The organism is Saccharomonospora glauca K62 (assembly GCF_000243395.2).
GTDB lineage: Bacteria > Actinomycetota > Actinomycetes > Mycobacteriales > Pseudonocardiaceae > Saccharomonospora > Saccharomonospora glauca.
Window position 1 is genome coordinate 2,620,972 of sequence record NZ_CM001484.1, and the last position, 26,843, is coordinate 2,647,814.

At 69.6% G+C, this 26,843-nt stretch carries 23 protein-coding genes; 8 read left to right on the top strand and 15 right to left on the bottom strand.

Annotated features, from left to right (window positions below):
- Positions 1–25 precede the first annotated feature (25 nt).
- The 6 genes from SACGLDRAFT_RS12255 to SACGLDRAFT_RS12280 all read right to left on the bottom strand — a co-directional run bounded on the left by SACGLDRAFT_RS12255 (position 26) and on the right by SACGLDRAFT_RS12280 (position 7,301).
- Positions 26–1,777, bottom strand: coding sequence for an AMP-binding protein (locus SACGLDRAFT_RS12255; RefSeq protein ID WP_005465006.1), 1,752 nt, complete (start codon positions 1,775–1,777; stop codon positions 26–28).
- 13 nt (positions 1,778–1,790) lie between these two features.
- A complete protein-coding gene (locus tag SACGLDRAFT_RS12260; protein WP_005465007.1) occupies positions 1,791–2,642 on the bottom strand; it encodes a crotonase/enoyl-CoA hydratase family protein in 852 nt (283 codons plus the stop codon).
- Positions 2,643–2,723: 81 nt separating this feature from the next.
- Positions 2,724–3,962, bottom strand: a complete 1,239-nt coding sequence (gene cobA / locus SACGLDRAFT_RS12265; RefSeq protein ID WP_005465008.1) for a uroporphyrinogen-III C-methyltransferase — start codon at positions 3,960–3,962, stop codon at positions 2,724–2,726.
- 75 nt (positions 3,963–4,037) lie between these two features.
- Positions 4,038–4,445, bottom strand: a complete 408-nt coding sequence (locus SACGLDRAFT_RS12270; RefSeq protein WP_005465011.1) for an ankyrin repeat domain-containing protein — start codon at positions 4,443–4,445, stop codon at positions 4,038–4,040.
- A 31-nt stretch (positions 4,446–4,476) separates the two neighbouring features.
- A complete protein-coding gene (locus SACGLDRAFT_RS12275) occupies positions 4,477–5,961 on the bottom strand; it encodes a pyridoxal phosphate-dependent decarboxylase family protein (protein ID WP_005465012.1) in 1,485 nt (494 codons plus the stop codon).
- Positions 5,958–7,301 (bottom strand): MFS transporter, encoded by a 1,344-nt coding sequence (locus tag SACGLDRAFT_RS12280; RefSeq protein WP_005465013.1) that lies wholly within the window; start codon positions 7,299–7,301, stop codon positions 5,958–5,960. The genes SACGLDRAFT_RS12275 and SACGLDRAFT_RS12280 overlap by 4 nt, the downstream gene beginning before the upstream one ends.
- A gap of 194 nt (positions 7,302–7,495) precedes the next feature.
- Between SACGLDRAFT_RS12280 and SACGLDRAFT_RS12285 the strand changes: the two genes are divergently transcribed.
- A complete protein-coding gene (locus SACGLDRAFT_RS12285) occupies positions 7,496–8,104 on the top strand; it encodes a TetR/AcrR family transcriptional regulator (RefSeq protein ID WP_005465014.1) in 609 nt (202 codons plus the stop codon).
- A gap of 111 nt (positions 8,105–8,215) precedes the next feature.
- On the opposite strand, the gene xylA is transcribed toward SACGLDRAFT_RS12285, so the two are convergent.
- Positions 8,216–9,385 (bottom strand): xylose isomerase, encoded by a 1,170-nt coding sequence (xylA, locus tag SACGLDRAFT_RS12290; protein ID WP_005465015.1) that lies wholly within the window; start codon positions 9,383–9,385, stop codon positions 8,216–8,218.
- A gap of 118 nt (positions 9,386–9,503) precedes the next feature.
- Here xylA and SACGLDRAFT_RS12295 point away from each other — a divergent pair, with 118 nt between their 5' ends.
- Positions 9,504–10,775, top strand: a complete 1,272-nt coding sequence (locus tag SACGLDRAFT_RS12295) for an ROK family transcriptional regulator (RefSeq protein ID WP_005465016.1) — start codon at positions 9,504–9,506, stop codon at positions 10,773–10,775.
- Here SACGLDRAFT_RS12295 and SACGLDRAFT_RS12300 read toward each other — a convergent pair.
- Genes SACGLDRAFT_RS12300 through SACGLDRAFT_RS12320 form a run of 5 tightly spaced genes read right to left on the bottom strand, consistent with a single transcriptional unit; the run spans position 10,700 to position 16,330 of the window.
- Entirely contained in the window at positions 10,700–11,734 is a 1,035-nt protein-coding gene (locus SACGLDRAFT_RS12300) for a LacI family DNA-binding transcriptional regulator (protein ID WP_005465017.1), read from the bottom strand. The two genes, SACGLDRAFT_RS12295 and SACGLDRAFT_RS12300, sit on opposite strands and share 76 nt — an antisense overlap.
- Positions 11,731–13,125: a GH1 family beta-glucosidase gene (locus SACGLDRAFT_RS12305; protein WP_005465018.1), complete on the bottom strand. Its 1,395-nt coding sequence runs from the start codon at positions 13,123–13,125 to the stop codon at positions 11,731–11,733. The genes SACGLDRAFT_RS12300 and SACGLDRAFT_RS12305 overlap by 4 nt, the downstream gene beginning before the upstream one ends.
- 27 nt (positions 13,126–13,152) lie before the next feature.
- Complete coding sequence (locus SACGLDRAFT_RS12310; protein WP_005465019.1) at positions 13,153–14,019, bottom strand: carbohydrate ABC transporter permease; 867 nt, start codon at positions 14,017–14,019, stop codon at positions 13,153–13,155.
- Positions 14,016–14,978, bottom strand: a complete 963-nt coding sequence (locus SACGLDRAFT_RS12315; protein ID WP_198283564.1) for a carbohydrate ABC transporter permease — start codon at positions 14,976–14,978, stop codon at positions 14,016–14,018. Before SACGLDRAFT_RS12315 ends, SACGLDRAFT_RS12310 begins: the two co-directional genes overlap by 4 nt.
- Before the next feature lie 56 nt (positions 14,979–15,034).
- On the bottom strand, positions 15,035–16,330 hold the full coding sequence (locus SACGLDRAFT_RS12320) for an ABC transporter substrate-binding protein (protein ID WP_005465022.1): 1,296 nt from the start codon (positions 16,328–16,330) through the stop codon (positions 15,035–15,037).
- 473 nt (positions 16,331–16,803) lie between these two features.
- Here SACGLDRAFT_RS12320 and SACGLDRAFT_RS12325 point away from each other — a divergent pair, with 473 nt between their 5' ends.
- Positions 16,804–17,571 carry an alpha/beta fold hydrolase gene (locus SACGLDRAFT_RS12325; RefSeq protein ID WP_005465023.1) on the top strand — a complete coding sequence of 256 codons (768 nt, stop codon included), beginning with the start codon at positions 16,804–16,806 and terminating at the stop codon, positions 17,569–17,571.
- Between the two features lie 24 nt (positions 17,572–17,595).
- Here SACGLDRAFT_RS12325 and SACGLDRAFT_RS12330 read toward each other — a convergent pair whose 3' ends face one another.
- Genes SACGLDRAFT_RS12330 through SACGLDRAFT_RS12340 form a run of 3 tightly spaced genes read right to left on the bottom strand, consistent with a single transcriptional unit; the run spans position 17,596 to position 20,457 of the window.
- Positions 17,596–18,528, bottom strand: a complete 933-nt coding sequence (locus SACGLDRAFT_RS12330) for an aldose 1-epimerase family protein (RefSeq protein ID WP_232283957.1) — start codon at positions 18,526–18,528, stop codon at positions 17,596–17,598.
- Positions 18,525–19,568, bottom strand: coding sequence for a zinc-dependent alcohol dehydrogenase (locus tag SACGLDRAFT_RS12335; protein WP_005465025.1), 1,044 nt, complete (start codon positions 19,566–19,568; stop codon positions 18,525–18,527). The genes SACGLDRAFT_RS12330 and SACGLDRAFT_RS12335 overlap by 4 nt, the downstream gene beginning before the upstream one ends.
- 34 nt (positions 19,569–19,602) lie before the next feature.
- On the bottom strand, positions 19,603–20,457 hold the full coding sequence (locus SACGLDRAFT_RS12340) for an SMP-30/gluconolactonase/LRE family protein (protein WP_005465027.1): 855 nt from the start codon (positions 20,455–20,457) through the stop codon (positions 19,603–19,605).
- Positions 20,458–20,725: 268 nt separating this feature from the next.
- On the opposite strand from SACGLDRAFT_RS12340, the gene SACGLDRAFT_RS12345 reads away from it, so the two are divergent.
- From SACGLDRAFT_RS12345 to yjfF, 5 genes are all read left to right on the top strand, one after another.
- Complete coding sequence (locus SACGLDRAFT_RS12345; RefSeq protein WP_005465029.1) at positions 20,726–21,790, top strand: LacI family DNA-binding transcriptional regulator; 1,065 nt, start codon at positions 20,726–20,728, stop codon at positions 21,788–21,790.
- A 319-nt stretch (positions 21,791–22,109) separates the two neighbouring features.
- The gene (locus tag SACGLDRAFT_RS12350) at positions 22,110–23,078 is read left to right on the top strand and encodes an ABC transporter substrate-binding protein (RefSeq protein ID WP_005465031.1); all 969 of its coding nucleotides are present in this window, start codon (positions 22,110–22,112) and stop codon (positions 23,076–23,078) included.
- A 90-nt stretch (positions 23,079–23,168) separates the two neighbouring features.
- Positions 23,169–24,740, top strand: coding sequence for a sugar ABC transporter ATP-binding protein (locus tag SACGLDRAFT_RS12355; RefSeq protein ID WP_005465033.1), 1,572 nt, complete (start codon positions 23,169–23,171; stop codon positions 24,738–24,740).
- A complete protein-coding gene (locus SACGLDRAFT_RS12360; protein ID WP_005465035.1) occupies positions 24,737–25,822 on the top strand; it encodes an ABC transporter permease in 1,086 nt (361 codons plus the stop codon). The genes SACGLDRAFT_RS12355 and SACGLDRAFT_RS12360 overlap by 4 nt, the downstream gene beginning before the upstream one ends.
- Positions 25,819–26,838 carry a galactofuranose ABC transporter, permease protein YjfF gene (yjfF, locus tag SACGLDRAFT_RS12365; protein WP_005465036.1) on the top strand — a complete coding sequence of 340 codons (1,020 nt, stop codon included), beginning with the start codon at positions 25,819–25,821 and terminating at the stop codon, positions 26,836–26,838. Before SACGLDRAFT_RS12360 ends, yjfF begins: the two co-directional genes overlap by 4 nt.
- Positions 26,839–26,843: the final 5 nt, after the last annotated feature.

Sequence of the window (26,843 nt, forward strand, 5' to 3'; positions counted from 1 at the left end):
GTTAGCGCTTTGTTCGCATTCCGCGTCACCGATTCGAGTGGTTCTTCTCGGCGGCGGCCTTGAGCGAGGGGAAGTCCTCCTCCCGGAACTCCCGCTCGCCGCGAGCCTCGCCCTTGGCGTTCTCCCGGCCGCGCAGCTCCACCCGTCGGATCTTTCCGGAGATCGTCTTCGGCAGGTCGGCGAACTCCAGGCGCCGGATGCGCTTGTACGGCGCGAGGTGCTCACGGGAGAAGCGCAGGATGCTCTCGGCCGTGGCGGCGTCGGGCTCGTAGCCGTTCGCCAGCACCATGTACGCCTTGGGCACCGCGAGCCGCACCGGATCGGGCGCGGGCACGACGGCCGCCTCGGCCACCGCCTCGTGTTCGAGCAAGACGCTTTCCAACTCGAACGGCGAGATGCGGTAGTCGGACGCCTTGAACACGTCGTCGGTACGTCCCACGTAGGTGATGTAGCCGTCGTCGTCGATGGCGCCGACGTCCCCGGTGTGGTAGTAGCCGCCCGCGAACACGGTCTCGGTGCGCTCGTCGTCACCCGCGTACCCCGTCATCAGACCGACGGGCCGGGACCTCAGGTCGAGGCAGATCTCGCCCTCACGCCCCGGTTCGCCGGTGGCCGGGTCGACGAGCACCACCTCGAACCCCGGTACGGCACGCCCCATGGACCCGGCCTTGACCGGCTGGCCGGGGGTGTTGGCGATCTGGACGCTCGTCTCCGTCTGGCCGAAACCGTCGCGGATCGTCACCCCCCACGCCTGCTTCACCTGGTCGATGACCTCGGGGTTCAACGGCTCCCCGGCGCCGACGACCTTGCGCGGTGGGTTCCGCAGCCCGGTCAGATCGGCCTGGATGAGCATGCGCCAGACGGTGGGCGGGGCGCAGAAGCTCGTGATGCCGCAGCGGTCGATCTGCTCCATCAGCGCGCTCGCGTCGAAGCGCTCGTAGTTGTACAGAAAGACCGTGGCCTCGGCGTTCCACGGCGCGAACACGTTGCTCCACGCGTGTTTGGCCCAGCCGGGGGACGAGATGTTGAGGTGGACGTCGCCCGGTTCGAGGCCGATCCAGTACATGGTTGACAGATGGCCGACCGGGTACGAGACGTGGGTGTGCCGCACCAGCTTCGGCTTCGCCGTCGTGCCCGAGGTGAAGTACAGCAACAACTCGTCGTCGGCGCGGGTGGGCTCGTCCGGTGAGAACGCCTCGTCGGCCGAGTAGGCGTCGGCGAACGACTCCCAGCCCTCCGTGGGCCGCCCCACGGCGACGCGGGTGTAGTCACCGGCCACGTCGGCGAACTTGCCGGTGTCGGCGTCCCGAACCACGACGTGCCGCGCGTTGCCACGCTCCACCCGGTCGCGCAGGTCGGCGGGTCCCAGCAGCGTGGAGGCGGGGATGATCACCGCGCCCAGCTTGATGCACGCGAGGATGGTCTCCCACAGCTCGACCTGGTTGCCGAGCATGAGGATCAGCCGGTCACCTCGCCGCACCCCCAGCGTGCGCAGCCAGTTGGCCACCTGGTTCGAACGACGCGCGAGTTCGGGGAACGTCCACCGGTTCTCCGAACCGTCCTCCTCGACGATCCACAGCGCGGGCCGGGTGGCGTTGCGTTCCTCGGCGGCGATCCGGTCGAACCAGTCGAGAGCCCAGTTGAACTCGGTGAACTCCGGCCAGGCGAACTCCGCTCTCGCCTTCTCGTAGTCCTCCCGGTGCGCCAACAGCAGGTCTCGTGCCCGCAGGAACCTCCGGTATGCCTCTGTGGATCCCGTGGTGGCGTCGTTGCCCACTCCCACTGCCTCCTTACTCGCCCCGGAACTCGGGTTCCCGGCGTTGCAGGAATGCCTGCACCGCCTCGTTCAGATCGTGGCTGGGCAGGAACGCGGCGTTCCACGTCGCCACGTACCGCAGCCCGGCGTCGATCCTCTGTTCAGTGTTGACGGAGAGTACGTCCTTGACCCCTTGCACCACCAGAGGGGGATTCGCGGCGATGTCGGCCGCCAGCTTCCGGGCCGCGTCGAGCGTGGCGTCGCGGTCGGGGTAGACGTCGTTGACCAGGCCGATCTTGTCGGCGCGGGCGGCGTCGATGTCCTTGCCGGTGAAGGCGAGTTCTCGCAGGTGCCCCTCGCCGATGATCGAGGCGAGCCGTTGGAGGCTGCCCATGTCGGCGACGATGGCGACCCGGACCTCGCGGACGCTGAACCGGGCGTCGGCACTGGCCAGGCGGATGTCGGCGGCGGAGATGAGGTCCACCCCTCCGCCGATGCACCAGCCGGACACGGCGGCGATGACGGGCTTGCGGGTGCGAGCCACGGCAGTGATGGAGTCCTGCATCCGGCGGATCTCGTCGAGGAACTCCCGACGCGGGCGGGCGAGCGCGTCACCGCCGAGATACTCGGTCCAGGACGGCAGCATCGCGGCGAGGTCGAGCCCGTAGGAGAAGTTCCGGCCGCTGCCGGTCAGGACGATGGCCCGCACCTCGGGGTCCCGGTCGAGCTCGGCGAAGGCGAGGGGAAGTTCGCGCCAGAAGTCCGGTCCCATGGCATTGCCCTTGCCGGGCCCGAGCAGGGTCACCTCGGCGACGTGCCCGGTGCGCTCCACGCTCAGGGACACGTACTCACCGGACGTCGCTGTGTTCGTTTCGCTGCCACTCATGGGTGTCATCCTCACCCACCGTCCGGGTGTGGCGGCAGTAGCGCGGCGTGGAGTGAGAGCGACATCGCCCTCGGCGACGCCTCAGTGACGCGGCCGGGTCTCCCCCGCGGACAGCCCGGCGACGGGGCCGATGACGGTCACCGCCGGAGGGCGGATGCCCGCGTCGGCCACGGCTCGGGCCACCTCCGCGAGCGTCGACCGCACCGCCCGCTGGGTTCGCAACGTGCCCTCCTGCACGACCGCCACCGGGGTGTCCGCCGGACGGCCCGCCGCGATCAGCGTGTCGGCAACGACGCCCAGGTGCTCGACTCCCATCAGCAGCACGACGGTGCCGCGCATCCCGCCGAGCGCCTTCCAGTCCACGAGCGACCGGTCGTCGCCGGGCGGGACGTGGGCCGAGACGACGACGACCTCGTGGGCCACGCCGCGGTGGGTCACCGGGACGTCCGCGGCCGCGGGCACCGAGAACGCGCTCGTCACCCCCGGTACCACGGTGACCGGGACCCCGGCCTCGACACAGGCGCGCAGCTCCTCGAAACCTCGGCCGAAGACGTAGGGGTCGCCGCCCTTGAGACGCACCACGAACCGGCCCTCGCGGGCACGCTCGATCAGCACGCGGTTGATGGTCTCCTGCGCGGCGGCGCGCCCGTACGGGATCTTCGCCGCGTCCACGACCTCCACGTGGCCGGGCAGCTCGTCCAGCAGCTCACGCGGGGCGAGACGGTCGACCACCACGACGTCGGCCTTGGCGAGCAACCGCCGCCCTCGCACCGTGATGAGTTCGGGGTCGCCCGGTCCCCCGCCCACGAGGGCCACGCCCCCGGTCGGCTCCGCGTCCCGGCCGTCCGCTCCGGGGTCGGCCAGCACTCCCGTCCGCAGTCCGTCGAGCACCGCGTCCCGCACGGCGGAGGACCGTCTCGGGGCGCCCCCGGACAACACGCCCACCAGGAGCCCGTCGTGCTTCCCCGTGGCGGGGGTGACCGCGCTGCCGTGGGCTGCGGCGTCGGCGCGCACGCAAAACACCCTGCGGCGCTCGGCCTCGGCCGCCACCGCCGCGTTCACGTCGGCGTCGTCGGTGCACGCGAGCGCGTACCAGGCGCCGTCGAGGTCACCGTCGCGGTAGGGACGTCGATGCCAGACGAGCTCGCCCGCGTCGGCCAGCGCCTGCACCGAGGGGGTGGTGTGCGGGGCGACGACCTCCACCGCCGCGCCCGCGGCGAGCAGCCGAGATAGTCGTCGTTGGGCAACGGTTCCCCCGCCCACGACGACGACTTTGCGGCTCGCGAGGTCGAGCCCCGCCAGGTAGTGCTCCCGCGGCATGTGGTCAGCTTGCCGTCAGGTGTGGGCGGGCGACGAGCGCGGTGGCGGTCGTCTCATCCCGCGTGTCTCACCGTCTCAGTCTTCGGGACGCAGGAGTGTCAGCATCTCGGCGTTGTCGAACATGCGCGCCGTGTCCAACGCGGACGGCTGTCCCAGCTCGGGGTCGGCGCCGCCGTCGAGCAGTGCTCGGACGACCTCCGCCTCGTTCTTGAACACCGCGCCCGCGAGTGGGCTCTGTCCCCGGTCGTTGAGCCGGTTGGGGTCGGCGCCACGCCGCAGCAGCACGCGGACGGTGTCGGCGTGGCCGTGGTAGGCGGCGAGCATCACCAGGGTGTCGCCCTTGTCGTTGGTCAAATTGGCGGGGACGCCCGCGTCGACGTAGGCCGCGAGCGTCTCGGACTGGCCTTCCCTGGCGAAGTCGAACACCCGCGCCGCCAGTTCGAGCAACTCCGGGTCCGATTCCGGCGGGACGCTGTCGGTCATGTCTTCAGCGTGCCATGCCCGTGCCCGGTGTTCAGGTTCCGAACGCGGGGAGTGCCGGGGTCCCCGCGACGGGCAGCTCGCCGGAGGGCCGGTACAGCAGGCCGAGGAACTCCAGCAGCACTCGCTCCCGCAGGCGGCCCGGCGCCGCGGCGAGCAGCGCGTTGATCGGTGCCATGCGGGTGGGCAGCCCGGCGCCCGACGCCGCCGACGGCAGCGCCGCGGCGAGCAAGTCCCGGAACTGCTGGGGTGAGAACCGGTCGGGGTCGAGGCCGGCCACCAGCTCCCGCAGTGCCGGGTCCACGGCCACCGGGCCCGCTTGCCGAGCGGCCTCCACGGAGGCTCGCAGGTCGGTGAGGAAGTCGTCCTCGCAGCCGTGATTGACGGCGGTGACGGTCAGGTGGAGGTTGACCGGCGAGTGCCCGTGCGCGAACTGCGGCTGGACGTACCAGCCGCGCTCCCGCATCTCGTCGGCGACGGTGAAGAGGTCGAAGCCGACGTCCTCCGGGGCGCCCTCGGTGGCCACGGCCAGCAACGTGGAGTCGGGATCGCCCAGCACTCGCAGGCCCGCCGTCGTCTCGATCCCCTCCCGGATCGTCTCGACGGCGGCCAGCGTGTCGCGGGCCAGCCGGAGATAGCCCTCGTCGCCGAGGTACCGGACCACGGCCCACGCCGCGGCGAGCGGACCGCCCGAGCGGGTGGACTGCACGGTGGTGTTGAGCATCGTGTAGCCGGGCCAGTCGGCACTACCGAAGTAGTGGCCACGCCGCAGCTCGGCGTTCGCGTGCAGCAGCACCGACGTCCCCTTGGGACAGTAGGCGTACTTGTGCAGGTCCACCGAGACGCTGGTGACGCCGGGGACGGAGAGGTCGAAGTCGGGGGTCTCGACGCCGAGCCTGCGCAGGTAGGGCAGGACCCAGCCGCCGATGCAGGCGTCGACGTGCATCCGGACCCCGCGCGCGGCCGCGGCGGCCGCGATCTCGGGAATCGGGTCCACCACGCCGTGCGCGTACGACGGAGCGCTGGCGACCACGAGCACCGTGTCGTCGTCGACGGCCGCCGCCATCGCCTCCGGGTCGGCCCGGAAGGTGACGGGGTCGACCTCGACGTCCACCACCCGCAGCCCGAAGAGGTGGGCGGCCTTGCGGAAAGCCGCGTGCGCGGTGGTGGGCAGGACCAGCGCCGGGTCGGCGACCTCCGGGCGTCCCTCCCTGGCCGCCAGGACCGCGAGCAGACACGACTCGGTGCCTCCCGAGGTCACCGTTCCCACCGTCTCGGCGTCCCCGCCGAGCAGTGCCGCGGCCGCCGCGACGAGGTCGTTCTCCATCCGCAACAGGCCGGGGAACGTGGTGGGGTCGAGCGCGTTCGCCGCCGCCGCCGACGCGTACGCCCGCGCGCCGAGTTCGTCGAGCGCGGCGAGGCCGCTGTCGTACACGTAGGCGAGCGTGCGGCCGCCGTGGGTGGGCGCGTCGGCGGCGCGCAGGGCCCGCACCTCCTCCAGGACGTCCTCGATGTTCATGCTTCGACCGCCTTCCCGTCGTCTCGATCGCGCCGCTTCCGCTCCGAGCTGAACACCTCGCGCCGCAACAGCGGCAGCCCGAGCGCCACGAGCACGGCGGGCAGCAGCGAGAAGCCGACCGTGATGGCCGTGACCGCACTCTCGGGCTGGGAGGCCGCCGCGTCGGTGCTGGACACGTAGCCGCCCCACGAGAGCACGAGCCCGAACAGGCTCGGCCCGAGCGCGAGCCCGAGTGCCTCGGCCGCCGTCCACACCCCCGCCGTCACCCCGGCCCTGGCCTCCCCGGTGCGACGCTCCTCCTCGGTGATCAGATCGGGCAGCAACGCCAGCGGGAACACCTGGATGCCCGCGTAACCGACCCCGGCCAACGCCGCCAGGACGAACACCATGGCGGGCGGCAGCGCTCGCGCGAACACCAGGCCGGCCAGGGCGAGGGAGAGCGCCACCGTGGCCACTCGGAAGCCGGCGAGCTTGCCTCCCGACCGTCCCACGCGGTCCCACAGCGGCATCACCAGCAGCGCGGGGCCCACGAACCCGGCGAACAGCAACGACTGGTAACCGGCGTCGCCCAGGACGTACCGGGCGACGTAGCTCACCGCGGCGAGCAGCGTGGCGACCCCCAGCGCCTGGATGAAGTACACGCCGAGCAGCAGCCGGAACGAGCGCCACCGCCGCATCGTCGCGACGAGCTCCCGCCACGACGCCGTGGGCCTACGGGGCTCGCTGACCGGCACCCCGCGGATGCCCAGGATCACGGCGACCGTGCCCAGCACGATGAGCACGGCCACGAACACCCCCATCACGCGGTAGCCGTTGACTCCCCCGATGCCGTTGGTGATGGCCGGGGCGAGCGCCCCCGAGGTGAGGATCGCCAGGGCGAGCACGGCGATGCGCCACGTCGTGAGGCGGGTGCGTTCGTGGTAGCCGTCGGTGAGTTCGGCGGGCAACGCGTTGAAGGGCACTTGGAAGAACGCGAACGCCGTGGCGCACAGGAAGAACACCGCCACGACGTAGGCGGAGTCGGCTCCGACGCTGCCGAACCCCGGATGGGCGAACAGCGCCGCGAACGTGACCGCGAGCACGAGACCTCCCGCCACGAGCGACCGGGTGCGGCTGCCGCGCCGTGCGAGGTCCGCGTCGGACAGTCGGCCCGCCACGGGGTTGAACACCACGTCCCAGGCCTTCGGCAGCAGCACGATGGCCCCGGCCGCCGCCGCGGGCACGGCGAGCGTGTCGGTCAGGTAGGGAAGCAACAGCAGGCCGGGCACGGTGCCGAACGCCCCGGTGACGAAGGACCCCAGCGAGTAGCCCAGGCGGGTGCGGGTGCCGAGTGCGGACATGGCTCTCCCGACGACGGTGGTGATCGACTGCCGGGCATCGTCCCACCGCACGCGCTCGTGCTGTCAGCCGGGCCACACCAACGGCCGATCGACTGGTGGAGTCGTCCCTTTCGTCCCGGTGGCGCCCCACTCGGATTCGCACCTTTCGGAGGTAGGGTCGACAACAGAGGTAGTCAATTGTGGAAACGAAAGAGATGACGGGGACCGAGCGCACCTGGGCGGGCACCACGCTGGCCGACCGCAGAGCCACCCGCCGCCAACAGCTCCTCGACGCGGGTCTGGACCTACTCGGCACGTCGGCGGGCACGGCCGTGAGCGTACGGGCCGTCTGTCGCAACGCGCAGCTCACCGAACGCTACTTCTACGAGAACTTCACCGACCGCGACGACCTCGTCGTGGCCGTCTACGACCACGTGGTCTCCCTCGCCCACCGCACCCTCGTCGAGGCCGTCGAGAACGCGGGTCCCGAGCCTCGGGCCCGTGCCGAGGCCGCCGTGTCGGCGTTCGCGACCCTCGCCCTCGACGACCCCCGTAAGGGCCGGGTGCTTCTGCTCGCCCCACTCGCCGATCCGGCACTGCGGCGCATCGGCGCGCAACGCCTGCCGATGTTCGCCGAGCTGGTGTCCGAACAGCTCTCCGATCGAGTCGACGACGAGGACCGGACCATGACGGCGACCGCGCTGGTGGGCGGACTGGCGAACCTGTTCATCGCCTACTTGAGCGGCACGCTCGACGTCACCCGCGAACGTCTCACCGCCCACTGCGTCCGGCTGGTGCTCGGCGCGGAGGCACTGCACTCGTGACGTCCCCGCCGCGAGGGCACGGCACGGCGGGGACGTACACGAACTGCGGACACGCGCTCACGAACTGCGGACACGTGTTCGTGAAGTGCGGACACGCGCGCGGGGCTTCGATCAGGCGGCGCCCAGCAGGTGTTCGAAGGCCAGTTGGGACAGTTGCGCGTAGGCGTAGCCGCGTTCGGCGGCGGCCTCGGCGTCGAAGTCCTCGAAGGCCGTGCGGTCGGCCTTGAGGTCGGCGATGGTCTCCCCCTCGCCCAGGGTGGGCTGTGACAGCTCCGTCACGCGCGAGCGTTCGAGTGCCTCGGCCACCCTCGGGTCGGCACGGAAGGCCCTGGCCCGTTCCCGCAGCAACAAGTACGACCGCATGCAGGCCTCCGCGCTCGCCCACACGCCCTCGATGTCCTCGGTGCGCGGCGGCTTGTAGTCGAAGTGCCGGGGCCCGTCGTAGCCGCCGTGTTCGAGCAGGTCCACGAGGAAGAACGCCGAGAGCACGTCGCCGTGCCCGAAGATGAGATCCTGGTCGTAGCGCGGGCCATGCTGGCCGTTCAGGTCGATGTGGAACAGCTTGCCCTGCCACAGCGCCTGGCCGATGCCGTGCACGAAGTTCAGTCCCGCCATCTGTTCGTGCCCGACCTCGGGGTTCACGCCCACCATCTCGTGGTGCTCCAACGTGGAGATGAACGCCAGGGCATGTCCGATCGTGGGCAGCAGGATGTCGCCTCGGGGCTCGTTCGGCTTGGGCTCCAGCGCCAGGCGCAGGTCGTAGCCCTGGTCGATCACGTACTGCGCGAGGGTGTCGATGCCTTCGCGATAGCGGTCCATCGCGGCCCGCACGTCCTTCGCCGCGTCGGTCTCGCTGCCCTCGCGACCACCCCACAGCACGTACGTCTTGGCTCCGAGCTCGGCGGCGAGGTCCATGTTGCGCATGACCTTGCGCAGGGCGAACCGGCGGATGTCCCGGTCGTTGTTGGTCAGGGCGCCGTCCTTGAACACCGGGTGGGTGAACAGGTTGGTGGTGGCCATCGGTACCACCAGCCCCGTTTCGTCGAGCGCGGTGCGGAACCGGCTGATGCGCTTCTGCCGTTCGCCGTCGTCACTGCCGAAGGGAATCAGGTCGTCGTCGTGGAACGTCACGCCCCACGCACCGAGTTCGGCCAGCCGATGCACGGCCTCGACGGCGTCCAGCGCGGGACGGGTGGCGTCGCCGAACGGGTCGTTCGCCCGCCAGCCCACCGTCCACAAGCCGAAGCTGAACTTGTCCTCCGCCACGGGTTTGTCGACCACGGTGTCCTCCCGCTTCCTGTGCGTCGTTGGCGCCGCAATAGTTCGAGCACTGAACTTATGTCTCCCCGGCCTGAAGGTCAAGGTTTTCGTTCAACGCCTGAACGAATACGATGTCCGGGTGACCGACAGCGGCCCCGCGGGCCAGCACACCGTCCGGCGTCACAACTGCGCCCTCGTGCTGGACGCCATCGCCTCCTCGCCCGGCGTGTCCCGAGCCGAGGTCGCCGCGCGCACCGGACTCACGAAGGCCACGGTGTCGACCCTCGTCGACCGGCTCGTCACCGCGTCGTTGGTGCGGGAGGAGGGACGCCAGCACCGCAGCGGCCCGGGTCGCCGCGGGACCTCCCTGTCCCTGTCCCCCGACGGCCCCTGCGGCCTGGGTGTGGAGATCGGGGTCGACTACCTCGCCACCTGCGTGGTCGGCCTCACCGGTGAGGTGCACGCCGAACACGTGCGACGGTTCGACAATCGGGATCGACCGCCGAGCCGGGTCCTGGCGCGAGCGGCCCGCGAGCTCGACCGCGCCCTCGCCGACACTGCCCGGCGGCGGCTCACCGTCGGAGGTGTGGGCGTCGCCGTACCGGGGCTGGTCGAGACGTCGAGCGGTCGCGTGATCGACGCGCCGAACCTCGGCTGGCAGGACGTCGACCTCGCCACGGACCTGCGCGAACACCTTCCCACACTGCCCGGCGACCTGATGATCGGCAACGAGGCGAACCTCGCCGCCGTCGCCGAGCTGGAAGCCCTGCGCCACCGCGACGAGGACACCCCCGACAGCTTCGTGTACGTCTCCGCCGAGATCGGTATCGGCGCGGGAATCGTGCTGGACGGAGCGCTGTTCGACGGCAGCCACGGACTCGGGGGCGAACTCGGTCACTTCCCCGTGCAGCCGCGCGGACCGCGGTGTTCGTGCGGTGCCCGAGGGTGCCTCGAACGACTCGCGGGTCAGGACGCCATCCTCGAACGCGCCGGGGCCGCCGACGTCGACACCCTGGTGACCCGGCTCGACGCCGCCGAGCGCCCGGCCATCACCGCCGTCCGCTCGGCGGGCCGGATGCTGGGCTCGGCGCTGTCCGCCGTGGTCAACCTCCTCGACGTGACCACGATCGTGCTCGGCGGAACCTACGCGCGTCTGCATCCCTGGCTGGTGGACCCGCTGACCGCCGAACTGACCGACCGGCTCATGGGCTCACCGTGGCGTTCGGTCGAGGTACGCCGGTCGGTGCTCGGTGCCGAGGCGGCGGTGCGAGGAGCGGCCACCTCGGCACTGCGGACGGTGCTGACCGATCCCGACACCTACATCGCCCGCCGTGTTCAGGCGGAGGACCGCACCACCAACTCGGTGGGCAGCAGGATCGACGGAGGCAGCGGTTCCTCGCCCGCCAGCTGAGCGAGCAGTCGCCACGTCATCGTCCGCCCGAGTTCCTCCACCGGCTGGCGCACCGTGGTGAGGGCCGGGGTCACCGTCGTGGCCAGCACGGAGTCGTCGAACCCGACCACGGCCACGTCGTCCGGCACCACCCTCCCCCTCGCGGCCAACTCGCGCAGGGCCCCCACCGCGATGATGTCGGCGGCGGCGAACACGGCGTCGAGATCCGGATGTCGGTCCAAAAGCTCCGCCATGGCCGCCGCACCCGCGTCCACGGTGAAGTCGCTGTGGACGACGGCGTCGGTGGCGAGCTTCGCCTCCGACACCCCGCGTCGCCACCCGGCCAGGCGGTCGATCCCCACCGCCATGTCGGCGGGCCCGGCCAACGTGCCGATGCGACGGCGACCGGTCGCCACCAGGTGCCGAGCCGCGGCCAGCGCGCCGGTGAAGTTGTCGGCGTCCACGTACGGCACATCGCCCCCGCTGAGCGGCCGCCCGCCCGCCACCACGGGCAGTCCCGCTTCGGCGAGCCGCTTCGGCAGCGGGTCGTTACCGTGCATGCTCACCACCAGCGCGCCGTCGACATGACCGCTGCTCAGGTACTTCTCCAGTCGTGCCCCGTCGTCGTCCTCGGCGAGCATCGTGAGCACGAGTTGCCGGTTGCTCCCGGACAGTCCGGCGTGCACGCCGCGCAGCACCCCGGCGAAGAACGGGTCGCTGAAGACCCGCTCGCCGGGCTCGGACACCACCAGGGCCACCGAGTTCGTCCTCCGCGTCACGAGGCTGCGGGCCGCCTCGTTGGGCACGTAGCCGAGGGACTCGATGGCTCTCGTCACGGCTTGTCGGGAACGAACGCTCACCCCCGGCGAATTGTTGATCACCCGGGAGACGGTCGAGCGGGACACGCCCGCCACTCGCGCCACTTCCTCCAGTGTGGGCGCGCCACGGTGCTCGACCGTCGCGTTCCCGGGATCGATCATCGCCGTCCTGCCAAACCGTTGTCCGCTATTACCCGCGAATACCATGCAGCACTCGCCTTGGGCGTTCTGCGCTGGGTCTCGTAGTCCACGTGCACGAGCCCGAAGCGCTTGGCGTAGCCCTCGGCCCACTCGAAGTTGTCGAGCAGCGACCAGTAGAAGTATCCGCGCAGATCGACGCCCTGTTCGAGGGCGCTGTGCGCGGCCCGCAGGTGTCCTTCCACGAAGGCGATGCGGTCGGTGTCGTCGATGCGACCGTCGACCTCGCGGTCGTCGGGGAACGCCACTCCGTTCTCGGTGATGTAGAGCGGAAGCCGCGGGTACTCGGTGTGCAGTCGCAGCAACAACCCCGTCAGCTCGCCCGCGTTGACATCCCACCCGGAGGCGGTCTGCGGCAACCCCCGTTTCGGGAAGCTGACCCGCTCGACGCCGACCCATTCGGGCATCGGCCGGGCGTGCTCCGGCGCCGACGACACGTACAGGTCGCGGTAGTAGTTGACGCCGAGGAAGTCCAAACTCGCTCCGATGACGGCCTCGTCGCCGTCCCGCACCACGTCCGTGAACCCGAACGGCTCCAGGTCCGCGACGACGTCCTCGGGGTAGCGGGCCCGCAGCACCGGGTCGAGGAACAGCCGGTTCTGCAGGCCGTCCACCCGACGGGCCACCTCCGCGTCCCCCGGATCGTCGGGATCGGCCACGTTGACGGGGAACAGGTTGAGCGTCACCCCGACCTCGGCGTCGGGGACCCGTGCCCGCACGGCGGCCGTCCCGAGCCCGTGGGCCAGCAGGAGATGATGGGCCGCGGCGACCGCCGCTCGCGGGTCCCTGCGCCCCGGTGCGTGCCGGCCCGAGCCGTACCCGAGGAAGGCCGAGCACCACGGTTCGTTGAGCGTGGTCCACGTCGACACGCGATCACCCAACCGATCCACCACGGCCTCGGCGTAGTCGGCGAAACGGTGGGCCACCTCGCGCGAGGGCCACCCGCCCCGCTCCTCCAGCGCCTGGGGAAGGTCCCAGTGGTACAGCGTCGGCCACGGTTTGATGCCCGCCTCCAGCAGCGTGTCCACCAGCCGTTCGTAGAAGTCGAGGCCGGCCGGGTTGACCTCGCCTCCGTCGGGCCGCACTCGCGGCCACGCCACGGAGAACCGGTACGCCCGTATGCCGAGATCCCGCATCAACGCGACGTCGGCAGGCATCCGCCGGTAGTGGTCGGTGGCCGGCTCACCCGTGTCACCGCCCGCCACAGCGCCCTCCTTCTCACAGAAGGCGTCCCAGATGGACGGTGACCTCCCGTCGGCGGTGGTCGATCCCTCGACCTGGAACGCGGCGGTGGCCACCCCCCACAGGAATCCCTCGGGGAACCTCACGGTCCCCTGCGTGCCCACGGCGGACATCTCGTGCTCGTGAATCGTCGACACTCACTATCCCTTCACAGCGCCCTGCATGATCCCGGCCACGATCTGGCGGCCCAGCAGGAGGAACACGACAAGAATCGGAACGGTGGCCAGCGTGGTACCCGCGAGAACCAGCGAATAGTCCACGTAGTACCCGCTCTGCAGCTTCTCCAGTGCCACCTGGACGGTTGGGTTGTCCGGCCCCAGCGCCACCAACGGCCACAGGAAGTCGTTCCACGACGTCATGAACGTGAACATCGCGAGGAACGCCGCCGCGGGCCGCACGGCGGGCAGACACACGTGCCAGAACACCCGGATCATCGAGCAGCCGTCCATCCGCGCGGCCTCGATCAACTCGTACGGCACCGCGCTGACGGTGTACTGGCGCATCCAGAACACGCCGATCGCGGTGACCAGGTTCGGCACGATCACGGCCTGCAGTTCGTTCGCCCAGCCCAGTTCGGCCATCGCCATGTACAGCGGGATGATGCCGAGCTGGGTCGGAACGGCCAGCGTCGCCACGACGAAGAGGAAGAGCGCGTTGCGTCCCCTGAACCGGAGCTTGGCGAAGGCGAAGCCCGCGAGACTGGAGAACAGCACCGTGGAGATCGTCACGGAACCCGCCACGATGAAGCTGTTGGCCAGCGCCTTCCAGAACGGCACGGTGTCGAAGACCCGCGCCGCGTTGGCGAAGAAGTTGCCGCCCGGAGTCAGCGGTGGGACCTGCTCGGTGAGCACCGAGTTGTCCCGACTGGCCACCAGAAACGACCAGTAGAACGGGAAGATCGACCCGAGCACGAACGCGGTGAGCAGACCGTAGACCCAGAAGCTGGGTCGGCCCTGCCCCGGAATCCGGAGCCGTTTCCGGGTGCGGGCGAAGGCGAAAGTGCTCATCGGTCCTCCCCGGTGGAGGCGATACGTCGGGTCAGGAAGAAGTTGATCAGCGCGATGCAGATGATGATCACGAACAGGACCCACGCGATGGCCGACGCGTAGCCGAGGTCCTCGCGCTCGAACGCGACCTGGTACATGTACAGCGTCACCGTCTGGAACTGGTGGGTGGAGCCACCGTTGTTCGAACCGGGCATGGCGTCGAACAACTTGGGTTCGGTGAAGATCTGGAGACCACCGATCGTCGACGTGATCACCACGAAAATCAGCGTGGGACGCAGCATCGGCAGGGTGACGCTGAAGAACCGGCGCACCGCTCCGGCTCCGTCCACCACGGCGGCCTCGTGGACCTCCCGTGGAATGGCCTGCATCGCGGCCAGCACGATGAGCGCGTTGTAGCCCGTCCAGCGCCAGTTCACCATGATGGCGATCGCGACGTGACTGGCGAAGCGATTGGCCTGCCAGTCCACCCGGTCGAGTCCCAGCAGTTCCAGGACTCCGTTGACGAGTCCGTACTGCGGGCCGAACAAGTTGGCGAAGATGATCCCCAGAGCCACCAGGCTCGCGACGTACGGCATCAGCACACCGACCCGCCAGCCGGTGGCGAACCGCACCCGCGTGTTGAGCAGCGCGGCGAGCAGCACCGCGATGATGATCTGCGGGACGCTGGAGAGCAGGAAGATGCTCACCGTGTTGGTCAACGTCTTCCAGAACTGCGCGTCACCGACGAGCTGGACGTAGTTGTCCAGCCCCAGGAACAGCGGGTCGTCGTCGATCAGCTCCCAGTCGAAGAACGACACGTAGCCCGTGTAGAGCAGGGGGAACAGACCGACGATGCCGAAGATGATGAAGAAGGGCGCCACGTAGAGGTACGGCGAGTAGCGCACGTCCCACCGGCTCAGCCGGTCGCGCCAGCTCGGGCGCGACCGAGGCGTCGCCGGTTTCGTGGGTTCGTGCGCCACCGCCTTGTCCTCGACGGCCGCCGGAGTAGGACTCGGCTGGGTCACGGCCGCCCCCGTCAGGACGCGATTTGTTTGGCGGACGTGACGAACTGTCGCCAACCTTCGTCGGGCGAGGCTCCCTGCTCCACCGACTGCAGTGCCGGGGCCAGCGCGTTCTCCTGGATCTTGCCGTCACCCGGACCCTTGTACTGGGCCTTCTCGATCTTCTTGGCCTGCTCGGCGAACAGCTCGCCGATCTTCGCGCCACCGAAGTAGTCGCTGGTGATGGACAGCAGTTCCGGGGCCTCCAGCGCCTCGACCTGGCTCGGGAACGTCCCCGCGGCCTGGAACGCCCTGATCTGCTGCTCGGGCGCGGTCAGCCACGCCGCGAGCGCGGCGGCCTCCTCGGGGTGCTCGCTCTGCTTCGGCACCGCCAGGAAGGAGCCACCCCAGTTGCGCGGACCGCCGGGGAAGGCGTCGGTGACGGCCCACTTGCCCGCGTTCTCCTCACCCGCCTGTTCCTCGATGATGCCGAGCATCCAGGACGGGCACGTCTTCGTGGCGAAGGCCGACTGCCGGAAGCCGCTGTTCCATTCGTTGGAGTACGCCACCAGGCCGGCTGATTGACCGCGTTGCACCGCCGCGGTGACCTTGTCCCAGTTCTCCTTGACCTTGGGGTTCGACTCGACCGTCAGCCGGTTCTGCCGGTCGAAGTACCCCACGTCCAACTGGTTCTGCATGGCGTTGAAGATCTGCGCCGCCGAGTCGAACCACGCGACGCCGTCGACCTTCGAGATGAACTCGTCGCCCGCTTCGAAGTAGCTGTCCCAGCTGGCGAAGATCTCGCCCACCTCGTCCGGCTCGGACGGCAGACCGGCCTGCTCGAAGAGGTCCTTGCGGTAACACATCGCCAGCGGGCCCATGTCGGTGCCGTACCCGATGAGCCTGCCGTCGGCGTCCAGGGCCATCTCGTACTTCCAGTCGAGCCAGCGCTCGGGGCTCACATCGGCGGGACCGATCTCCCGCAGGTCGTGGAAGCGACTGGACTTGTCGAGGATCTCGGGGAGATGCCCCTCCTCGATGGCCACGACGTCGTCGAGTCCCGACCCGGCGCCGAGCTTGGTGAACAGGGCCTGGTGGTACGGACCCCCCTGTCCCGTTTTGTGGGGCACGATGTCGATCTCCGGGTGCAGACGTTCGTACTCGGCGTACAGCTCCTCGTACCCGAACTCGCTGAACGTCGAGATGGTGAGTTGGATCTTGCCGTCGGAGTCGGCGGAGTCGCCGCCACAGGCCACGGTCGCCAGACCGACCATGGCCACGGCGGATGCCGCGGCGATGGCGCGTCCGGCTCCTCTGATGTGGTGTCGCACGGTCACCCCTCGTTGGGTTGGCTACACGAAAACTGGGAGCGCTCCCAGTTGGGAGAGCAGCCTGCACCCTCACCCGTACGGGTGTCAACGCCCGATGACCAGCTTGTTATCAAAAACTATGTCCGAAATGTGGACATCAACCCCAAAATATCGGGAGCGCTCCCAATCCGCGTGTCCGCAGGACAGGCACGCGTGTCCGCAGGACAGGCACGCGTGTCCGCAGGACAGGCACGCGTGTCCGCAGGACAGGCACGCGTGTCCGCAGGACAGGCACGCGTGTCCGCGTCGCAAGCCGCGGACACGCTCCCCAAATCCCAACTCCCGTACGAGAAGTGCGAACACCCGTCCCCAAGCTGCGGACACGAGTGCATAACCTGCGGACACGAAACTTTCGTTTCGGTGCTGTCGTCTGAGGGCAGGGGGCCGGTACAGTGCGCCTTCAAGAACCGCGCTCTCGAAGCGAAGGAGGCAACGTGGCCCCTGCCCCTGGATTCGACGTCGTCGGCGAGGGAGAACACACGGTCATCGCCGTGCACGGCTGGTTCGGCTCGGCGGGCGCCTGGCGCCCCATCGTCCCGCACCTCGACACCACGACGTTCCGGTACGTCTTCGTGAACCTACGCGGCTACGGCGACCGCCGGGACGAGACGGGCGAGCACACGCTCGACGAGGCCGCGTCCGACGTGCTCGCGGTGGCCGACACGCTGTCGGTCGACCGGTTCTCGCTCGTCGGCCACTCGATGGGCGGCACCGTGATACAGCGGGTGCTGGCCGACGCACCCGACCGCGTGCGCGCGCTGGTCGGCATCTCGCCCGTCCCCGCTTCCGGTGTGCCGTTCGACGACGAGAGCTGGGCGCTGTTCTCCGGCGCCGCCGCCGATCCGGAGAAACGACGCGCGATCATCGACCTCACCACCGGCAACCGGCTCACCGGGGTCTGGCTCGACTCGATGGTGCGGCACTCCCTGGAGAACTCCGACGAACGCGCCTTCGCCGACTACTTGCTCGCGTGGGCGAAGACGGACTTCCACACCGAGATCGAGGGAAATCCGGTGCCGGTGAAGGTGATCGTCGGGGAGCACGACCCCGCGCTCGGCGAGGCCACCATGCGGCAGACCTTCACACGGTGGTATCCGAATTGCACCGTGGACGTCCTCACCAACTGCGGCCACTACGCCATCGACGAGGCCCCCGTCGCGCTCGCGACGAGCGTGGAGTCGTTCCTGCGCGAGCTCCCGTGACGGACCGCTCGAAGCACCGGCGCCTCACACGGCGGAGATCCGCCACGCGACGTCGTGAGTCGCACCGGGATCGAGCCACACGAGGTCACGACCGCTGTTGAACGCGTCGGGCGGGCACGTCATCGGCTCCAACGCCAGGCCCGTGCGGTGCAGGTGTGGTTCCGGCCGGTCGGCGGTGTGCACCTGCACCCACGGGCAGGCGCGGTCCCACCGCATTCGGACGCCGTGCCCGTCGCCCGCCAGCAGGAGGGCCTCGGCGTGACCGGTGTCGTCGAACTCCACGTCCCCGTAGGCGTGGTCGATCTCCACGTCGCCGATCGTCGTTCCCTCACGGAAGTCGAGGGCCGAGCCGGCGACCTCGCGTTCCTGCCCCGTGGGCAGCAACCGTTCGGGGTCCGGCTCCAGCACTCGCCGCGCGGGCAGCCGCAGGCTCCAGTCGTCCACCCGGCCCTCGCCCGCCACGAGGTAGGGATGGATCGAGCACCCGTAGGGCGCCGGGTCGTCGCCGAGGTTGCGGGCCGACAGTCGCACCGTCAGTCCGGTCTCGGTGAGTTCGTAGCTCACCCGTAGGTCCAGCCGGAACGGATACCCTGGCGTCGGCCACAAGGGGTACTCCAGCTCCAGCCGGGAGGCGGTGTGGCTCACCGGTCGCCACGGCACCCAGACGACGAGGCCGTGGAGGGCCGTGCCCCGTTCCGGCTCGGTGATCGGCAACTGCCTGATGCTTCTTTCGTGACGATACCGGCCATCGGTGACCCGGTTGGGCCACGGTGCCAGTACCGCGCCGGAGTAGCAGGGCATGATCTCATCCTCGGCGAAACTCCGCACCAGCGGTCCGCCCCGGTGTGTGAGCGTGCGCAGCGCCGCGCCCACCTCCGTCACCGTGGCCGCGTAGTCGCCCGCCCGAAGCTCGAACTGCTCACCCGACGGTCCCATCCGGCTCCTTTCCTCGGTCACGGCCTCAGCAGCACCTTCACCGCGTTCGCACCACGATCGCCGAGCGTCCGCAGGGCCCGTTCCGCTTCCTCCAACCCGAATTCGTGGGTGACGATGCGCGCGGGGTCGAGGGTTCCGGTCCCGAACGCCCGCACGGCGTGGACCCACGCACGCGGCGGCGCGCCGAACACCGTGTGGACGGTGATCTGGTTGGCCACGAGCTCACGGGTGCTCACGGTGTCGTGTTCGTCGGGAATGCCGGTGAGCACGACTCGCCCCCCACGCCGCGCGAGCCGGACGGCCGTCGCGGCGGTTCCCCGGTATCCGGCCGCTTCCAGCACGGCGTCGAACGTCCGCGTGAGCGCCTCGGTGTCGTCGACGGTGACGAGCCCGCTCGCTCCACACGCGAGGGCCAGCTCGGTTCTCGCCGCGTCGGGATGCACGACCACGAGCTCGGCGGGGCTGTGGGCACGCAGCAACTGCGTGGCGAGGAGCCCGAGCGTTCCACCCCCGACGACGGCGACCCGCTCTCCCTGCCGCACGTCGAGTCGCAGGCACGCTTCCGCGACGCATGCGGCGGGTTCCAGCCCGGCGGCCGACCGCAGGTCGGCGTCCGGGGACAGCGGGTGCAACAACCGGGCGGGCACCCGCAGCCACTCCGCCCACGCGCCGTCTTGGGTGAAGCCGGTCTCGTCGTAGGCGGACTGGCACACGGTCGGCTCACCGCGGCGACACGCCTCGCACACCTGGCACGACCGGAAGCCCTCGCCCACCACCGGGGCACCGACGAGGGCGTCGTCCACGTCGGCGCCGACCGCCTCCACCGTGCCGGACCACTCGTGTCCCGGCACGATCGGGTACCGAGAGAACTCGGCGGGGCGCCCGCCCGTGTACAGCTCCACGTCGGAGCCGCAGATCCCGGCGTACGCGACGCGGACGAGCGCCTCTCCCCTACCGGGCTCGGGACGCGGCACCGTGACGACCCGCAGGCTTCCCGGCCTGTCGATCCGAACGGCACGGCTCTCCGCAGCCGGTGGCGTGGTACTTCCCGCGATTCCCATGCGTTCTCCCTGGTCCGGCGGACGTGGGGCGGTGTCAGCCCGCGAAGGTGGGGGTGGGCAGCCCCCGAACGCCGGGGCGGCAGTGGAACAACGCGCCCGCGCCCGGTTGCTCGCCCTCGGGCACTCCCTGCCGGGAGGTGGTGATGTAGAGGTCGGTGAGGTCGGCGCCGCCGAAGGCGCAGGAGGTCACCCGGCTCGGCCCCACCTCGATCACCTCGTCCAACGTTCCGGTGGGGGTGTAGCGGTGCACGGCGCCGCCGCCCCACAGAGCGACCCACAGGCCGCCCTCGGAGTCGAGGGTCAATCCGTCGGGCATGCCGAGTTCGGGCGGGATCTCCACCACCGTGCGGCGGGCGGAAAAGTTCGCGGTCTCGGGGTCGAAGTCGAACGCGTCGATCCGGTGGGTGGGCGAATCGACGTAGTACACCGTGTCACCCTCGGCGTTCCACACGATTCCGTTGGAGATGGTCACGCCGGTGAACACGGTGTGGGTGCTGCCGTCGGGATCGAGCCGGAACAGGCTCCCACGGCCGGGAGCCTCATCGTAGGCCATCGATCCACAGTAGAAACGCCCCTGCCGGTCGCAGCCGCCGTCGTTCATCCGAACCGTCTCGTCGTCCCACAACGGGGCCAGGACGGTGACGTCGCCGTTCGGCTCGACGAGCGCGAATCCGCGCTCCACCGCCACGACGAGGCCGCCTCGGGACCGGGGACGGACGGCGGCGGCCACTGTGGACACGGTCAGGCGTACCACGTCCTCGCCGGGCACCCATCCGAGCACGTCCCCGCGCAACATGTCCACCCACCACAACCGGGCCGCGTCGGCGTCCCACACGGGCCCCTCGCCGTGGTGAGCGCAAACCTCGGTCACCTGGTCCGCACGCGGCATCAGCGTGCCCCAGCCGACAGCGGATCGGGGTTCATCGCGGGCTCCGTTCCGTATCGCCAGCATCGGGAGACCCATATTGTGAGCGCTAACATAGAAAAGGGTCAAGGCAATTCCCACGGAAGAAGGACTCTCACGTTTCACGGCGCGCGCCGAAATGTGATCGCTCACTATGATTAGGACGATTCGGGTCGCCGATCGGCACCTGCGTGACGTGGCCACATCCATCCGGCGGTACCGTCTGTTCGAAACCACGTTTCCGGAGGTAGGAATGGCGAGGAACGCGCCCTCGCGGCGGTCGCCGGGGCAGCGACCCGCGGTGATGGCCGACGTCGCCCGGTTGGCCGGTGTCTCCCACCAGACCGTGTCGCGCGTACTCAACCACCATCCTTCCGTCTCACCCGGCACGCGCGTCCGGGTCATGGCCGCCATCCAGGAACTCGGCTACCGCCCCAACTCCGCCGCGCGGGCACTCGCCACCAAACGCACCAAGGTCATCGGCGTGGTCGGGTTCGACACCTCGCTCCACGGGCCCGCCAACACCCTCTCGGGAGTGGAACGGGCGGCGCGCGACGCGGGCTACTTCGTCAGCGTGGCCGGTGTCCGAACCCCGGACGGCGAGGCCGTGGAGCAGGCACTGCAACGACTCATCAGCCAGGCTGTGGAAGGCGTCGTGGTGATCGCACCGCAGCGGGCGACCGTCGACGCCCTCGCCAACGCGCCGGAGGAGCTGCCGCTCGTGGTCGTGGAAGGCGGCGACGGCAACGGCAGGCCGGTGGCGTGCGTGGACCAGGAGGCGGGAGCCCGCCTGGTGACCCGGCACCTGCTGGACCAGGGGGCGCCCACCGTGTGGCACGTCGCGGGACCGGCGCAGTGGCTGGAGGCCGAGAACCGCATCAAGGGGTGGCGTCAAGCGCTGCTGGACGCGGGCGTCGAGCCTCCCGAGCCGTTACGTGGCGACTGGAGTCCCGCGTCGGGTTACGCGGCCGGGCAGCTGCTCGCCGAACGTTCCGACGTGCGCGCCGTGTTCGTGGCCAACGACCAGATGGCACTCGGTGTGCTGCGCGCCTTCCACGAACGCGGCGTGTCGGTGCCCGACGACGTCCTCGTGGCGGGTTTCGACGACATTCCGGAATCGGCCTACTTCACGCCTCCCCTGACCACCGTGCGGCAGGACTTCGACGCCGTGGGCAGGCGCAGCATCGAGCTGCTGCTCGACCTCGTCAACGGCACCTCGGCCGGAAACGCCGACGCCACCGGAACGACCGCGGCCGTCGTGGCCCCGGAACTGGTCGTGCGCCACAGCACCGTGGGCAAGCGACGCCCTCGTCCGTAAGTCCTCCCGCGACACGGGACCGGGCGCCGTTTTCGCCTCGAACGGCGAGTGTGCCGGTAAACCTTCTCCCCGCCGTGGCGACCCGCCGCCGAGATGTCCCGGCCGCGCATTTCAGGGCACCCTAAAACGGCGAAGTGAGCGCTAACATATGACCGCCTCCCACCTGTGTCAAGCAAGAAACCTTTTCCACCCGGCGCCCTTGACGAGCTCTATGTGAGCGTTCACACTGATCGACCGGGTGACATGGATCACCAAGGCGGCGGACTCCGGGGACGCGCGCCAGATGCCCGGCTCGGGAAGCGATCCAGGAGGAGGACCAGTGTTCAGGAAGTGGGTGACCGTGGCGGCCGCCGTGACCCTGTTCGGCGCGCTCACGGCCTGCGGTTCCGACGGTTCGTCCGGCGGTGGCGACGACGGCACCATCACCATGGGATTCGCTCAGGTCGGCGCGGAAAGCGGCTGGCGGACCGCGAATACGAAGTCGATCCAGGAGGCCGCCGAGAAGGCCGGCATCGAACTGAAGTTCTCCGACGCCCAGCAGAAACAGGAGAACCAGATCAAGGCCATCCGGTCGTTCATCCAGCAGCGGGTGGACGTCATCGCGTTCAGTCCCGTGGTCGAGACCGGCTGGGACACGGTCCTACTGGAGGCCAAGCGCGCGGGCATCCCCGTGATCCTCACCGACCGGGCCATCGACTCCGAGGACGAGTCGCTGTACGAGACGTTCCTCGGCTCCGACTTCATCGAGGAGGGCCGCAAGGCCGGCCAGTGGCTCGTCGAGGAGTCCGAGGGCGAGTCCGAGGTCAGGGTCGTGGAGTTGGAGGGCACCACGGGCGCCGCGCCGGCCATCGACCGGCACACCGGTTTCGTCGAGGCGATCGAGGGAACCAACATCGAGATCATCGCCTCGCAGACGGGCGACTTCACGCGGTCGGGCGGCAAGCAGGTGATGGAGGCCTTCCTCAAGGCGCACGACGACATCGACGTGGTCTACTCCCACAACGACGATATGGGGCTCGGGGCGATCGAGGCCATCGAGGCCGCGGGCAAAAAGCCCGGCGAGGACATCAAGATCATCACCGTGGACGCCGTCAGGGACGGGATGCAGGCCCTGGCCGACGGCAAGATCAACTTCATTGTGGAGTGCAACCCGCTGCTCGGCGATCAGCTCATGGAGCTGGCGAAGAAGATCGTCGCGGGCGAGGAGGTGCCCAAGCGGGTCCTCGTCGAGGAGGACACCTTCACCCGGGAGGAAGCCGCCGAGGTGCTGCCCGATCGGCAGTACTGACGCCAGTCCGCGCTTTCGGCGCCGCCATCCCCGTCTTCCCACGGACGGGGACGGCACTTTCCCCGCACCCCGAGTCAACGAAGGCGAGCCATGACCGAGACGAACGCGGCATCCGGACCGTCCGCGACTCTGATCGTCGACATGCGCGGTATCACCGTGGAGTTTCCCGGCGTGAAGGCGCTCCAGGGGGTCGATTTCCGTCTGTTCGGCGGCGAGGTCCACGCCTTGTTGGGCGAGAACGGTGCGGGTAAGTCTACTTTGATCAAAGCGTTGACGGGGGTGTACTCCGTCGACGCGGGCGAGATTCGGCTCGACGGGAAACGAGTGTCGTTCTCCGGTCCCGCCGAGGCTCAGCACGCGGGGATCGGCACCGTGTACCAGGAGGTCAACCTCTGCCCGAACTTGACGGTGGCCGAGAACATCCTCCTCGGTCGGGAACCGCGCACCCGCGGCGCGATCGACACCCGCGCCACCCGCGCCCGCGCGAGGGAACTGCTGCACCGCATGGGCCTGAGCATCGACCCCGACTCGGTGTTGTCGAGCCATCCCCTCGCCGTGCAGCAACTCGTGGCGATCGCCCGCGCCGTCGCGGTGGACGTCCGGGTGCTGGTGCTCGACGAGCCCACGTCGAGCCTCGACGCCGACGAGGTCGCCGAGTTGTTCCGCATCATCCGCCTGTTGCGGGACCGGGGCGTGGCGATCCTGTTCGTCTCGCACTTCCTCGACCAAGTCTATGAGATCTCCGACCGGATGACCGTGTTGCGCAACGGCATGTTGGTGGGCGAGTACCCGACACGACAGCTCGACCGGCTCGGCCTGGTGTCCGCCATGCTCGGGCGGGAACTCAGCACCTTGGAACGGATCGAACACCAAGCGTCCGAGCACCAAGCCCACCGCGACACCACCGCTCCCCCGCTGTTGCGCGCGACGCGGCTCGGGCGCAAGGGCGCCATCGAGCCGTTCGACCTGGAGATCAGGGCTGGCGAGGTGGTGGGGCTGGCCGGGTTGCTGGGCTCGGGACGCACCGAGTTGGCCCGGCTGCTCTTCGGCGCCGACCGCGCGGACTCCGGCCGGGTCGAGATCGACGGGAAGCCGGTGGCTCTCCGCAATCCGCGCGCGGCGATCGCACGGGGCATCGCGTTTTGCTCCGAGGACCGCAAGGGCGAGGGCGTGGTGGCCGACCTGAGCGTCAGGGAGAACCTCGTCCTCGCCATGCAGGCCGCCCGTGGCTGGGCGAGACCCGTCCCGCGCCGCACCGTCGACGATCTCGTCGAACGCTACCTGGAGATGCTCGACGTCCGCCCGCGTGATCCGGAGATCCCGGTCGGCAACCTCTCCGGGGGAAACCAGCAGAAGGTGCTTCTCGCGCGCTGGCTGGTCACCGAGCCCCGGCTGCTGATCCTCGACGAGCCCACACGGGGGATCGACGTGGGCGCCAAGGCGCAGATCCAGAAGCTGGTCACCGATCTCGCCGCCGAGGGACTCGCGATCCTGTTCGTCTCGGCGGAGTTGGAGGAGGTCGTCCGGATCAGCGACCGCGTGGTGGTGCTGCGAGACCGTCGCAAGATCGCCGAACTGGACCATCCGAACATCACCGTGGACGAGATCATGGAGTTGATCGCCCGCGGCGGTGCCGACCGAGAGGAGCGAGCCGCCTCATGACGGGTCGCACCACGGGCGTCGCGGCCCGCATCAGACGAAGCGCTCTCGTGTGGCCGTTGCTGGCGCTGGCGGCCCTGCTCGTGCTGAACGTCGTTGTCACGCCGTCGTTCCTCACCATCCGGCTCCAGGACGGGCACCTCTACGGCAGCCTGATCGACATCCTCAAAAACGGCGCGCCGACGTTGCTGATCGCGCTCGGCATGACGCTCGTCATCGCCACACGGGGCATCGACCTGTCGGTGGGGGCCGTGGTCGCCATCGCGGGGTCGGTCGCATGCACCTCCATCGCCGAGGCGAACGACCCGAACAGCGCGTCCACCGCGTTGCTCGCGATGGCTCTCGCCCTCGGCCTGTGTCTCGTGCTGGGCGCGTGGAACGGGTTCCTGGTGGCCGTACTCGGCATCCAGCCCATCATCGCCACGCTGGTGCTCATGACGGCGGGGCGCGGGGTGGCCATGCTGATCACCGACGGCCAGATCGTGACCGTCAACAACGACACCTACGCCGCCGTGGGCGCGGGTTTCCTCGTGCTCCCCGTGGCGATCCTCATCAGTCTCGGGGTCTTCGTCCTCGTGGCCGTGCTGACCCGCAAAACGGCGCTCGGCATGCTCATCGAGGCGGTGGGCATCAATCCCACGGCTAGCAGGCTCGCCGGGGTGCGTTCCCGCGTCATCGTGTGGACAGTGTACGTCTTCGCAGCCCTGTGCGCGGGTGTGGCGGGACTGATGATCAGTTCGAACGTGAGCGCGGCGGACGCCAACAACGCGGGGTTGTGGATCGAACTCGACGCCATCCTGGCGGTCGTCATCGGCGGCACCGCGTTGTCGGGCGGTCGCTACTCCCTCACCGGAACCCTCGTCGGGGCCCTGCTGATCCAGACCCTGACCACCACCGTCTACACGATAGGCATCCCTTCCGAGGTCACTCTCGTGTTCAAGGCTGTCGTGGTGATCGCTGTGTGCCTGATCCAGTCGCCGAAGGCGAGGGCGTTGCTGCGACGGCGGCGCTCCCCCGCCGCGCCCGGTCCGCGGCACGCCTCGGTCACCGACACCGTCCCGAGTCCGGAAGTGGGGCAGCGATGACGACGAACTCCCCCGCCCGCACCTCGTCCTCGGACACCGGCACGCCGACCGAGCGCCGGCGGCTCGCGGTGCCGTCGCGTTTCGTTCCGCTGCTCACCACGTTCGCGTTGTTCCTCGCCACCTTCGGCGTCGGAGCGGTGCGTTACGACGGGTTCGCCTCCGGTCAGGTGGTGGCGAACCTGTTCGTCGACAACGCCTTTCTCATCGTGCTCGCGGTGGGGATGACGTTCGTGATCCTGACGGGTGGCATCGACCTGTCCGTGGGGTCGGTCGTCGCGCTGTCCACCATGATCACGGCAGCGACGCTGCGGGCGGGTTGGCCCACTCCGCTCACGATCGTCACCGTGCTCGTGACGGGCGCGGGTTTCGGGCTGCTGATGGGGCTGGTGATCCAGCGGTTCGACGTCCAGCCGTTCATCGCGACGCTCGCGGGCATGTTCCTCGCCCGCGGGCTGTGCTTCCTCATCGACGTGGAGTCGATCTCCATCGACGACGCCGCGTTCCGCGACCTGGCCACCGGTGTCATCGAGCTGCCCGGCGACATCCGGATCACCTACGGCGTCGTGGTGGCCCTCCTGGTGGTGGCCGTCGCGGTGTACGTGCTGCACCGGACCCGGTTCGGCCGCACGGTGTACGCGGTGGGCGGCAGCGAGCACTCGGCGATGCTCATGGGACTGGCGACGGGGCGCGTGAAGGTGGGCGTCTACGTGATCAGCGGACTCTGCTCCGCGCTGGGTGGCCTGCTGTTCGCGCTGTACATGCTGTCGGGATACGGCCTGCACGCCGTGGGCATGGAACTCGACGCGATCGCCGCGGTGGTGATCGGCGGGACCGTGCTCTCCGGAGGAACGGGCTACGTCGTCGGATCGGTGCTGGGCGTCCTCATGCTCGGCACCATCCAGACCATCATCTCGTTCGAAGGCACCCTCAGCTCGTGGTGGACGAAGATCGTCGTGGGGGTGCTGCTGCTGGTGTTCATCGTCATGCAGCGCGCCATCGTGCGGCGACGGTCGTGAGCCGT

Coding starts and splice junctions, on each gene's coding strand:
- SACGLDRAFT_RS12260 (WP_005465007.1), bottom strand. CDS start 2,642: ATGAGTGGCAGCGAAACGAACACAGCGACGTCCGGTGAGTACGTGTCC.
- cobA (WP_005465008.1), bottom strand. CDS start 3,962: ATGCCGCGGGAGCACTACCTGGCGGGGCTCGACCTCGCGAGCCGCAAA.
- SACGLDRAFT_RS12270 (WP_005465011.1), bottom strand. CDS start 4,445: ATGACCGACAGCGTCCCGCCGGAATCGGACCCGGAGTTGCTCGAACTG.
- SACGLDRAFT_RS12275 (WP_005465012.1), bottom strand. CDS start 5,961: ATGAACATCGAGGACGTCCTGGAGGAGGTGCGGGCCCTGCGCGCCGCC.
- SACGLDRAFT_RS12280 (WP_005465013.1), bottom strand. CDS start 7,301: ATGTCCGCACTCGGCACCCGCACCCGCCTGGGCTACTCGCTGGGGTCC.
- SACGLDRAFT_RS12285 (WP_005465014.1), top strand. CDS start 7,496: ATGACGGGGACCGAGCGCACCTGGGCGGGCACCACGCTGGCCGACCGC.
- SACGLDRAFT_RS12300 (WP_005465017.1), bottom strand. CDS start 11,734: ATGATCGATCCCGGGAACGCGACGGTCGAGCACCGTGGCGCGCCCACA.
- SACGLDRAFT_RS12305 (WP_005465018.1), bottom strand. CDS start 13,125: ATGTCCGCCGTGGGCACGCAGGGGACCGTGAGGTTCCCCGAGGGATTC.
- SACGLDRAFT_RS12310 (WP_005465019.1), bottom strand. CDS start 14,019: ATGAGCACTTTCGCCTTCGCCCGCACCCGGAAACGGCTCCGGATTCCG.
- SACGLDRAFT_RS12335 (WP_005465025.1), bottom strand. CDS start 19,568: ATGGGAATCGCGGGAAGTACCACGCCACCGGCTGCGGAGAGCCGTGCC.
- SACGLDRAFT_RS12340 (WP_005465027.1), bottom strand. CDS start 20,457: ATGCCGCGTGCGGACCAGGTGACCGAGGTTTGCGCTCACCACGGCGAG.
- SACGLDRAFT_RS12345 (WP_005465029.1), top strand. CDS start 20,726: ATGGCGAGGAACGCGCCCTCGCGGCGGTCGCCGGGGCAGCGACCCGCG.
- SACGLDRAFT_RS12355 (WP_005465033.1), top strand. CDS start 23,169: ATGACCGAGACGAACGCGGCATCCGGACCGTCCGCGACTCTGATCGTC.
- SACGLDRAFT_RS12360 (WP_005465035.1), top strand. CDS start 24,737: ATGACGGGTCGCACCACGGGCGTCGCGGCCCGCATCAGACGAAGCGCT.
- yjfF (WP_005465036.1), top strand. CDS start 25,819: ATGACGACGAACTCCCCCGCCCGCACCTCGTCCTCGGACACCGGCACG.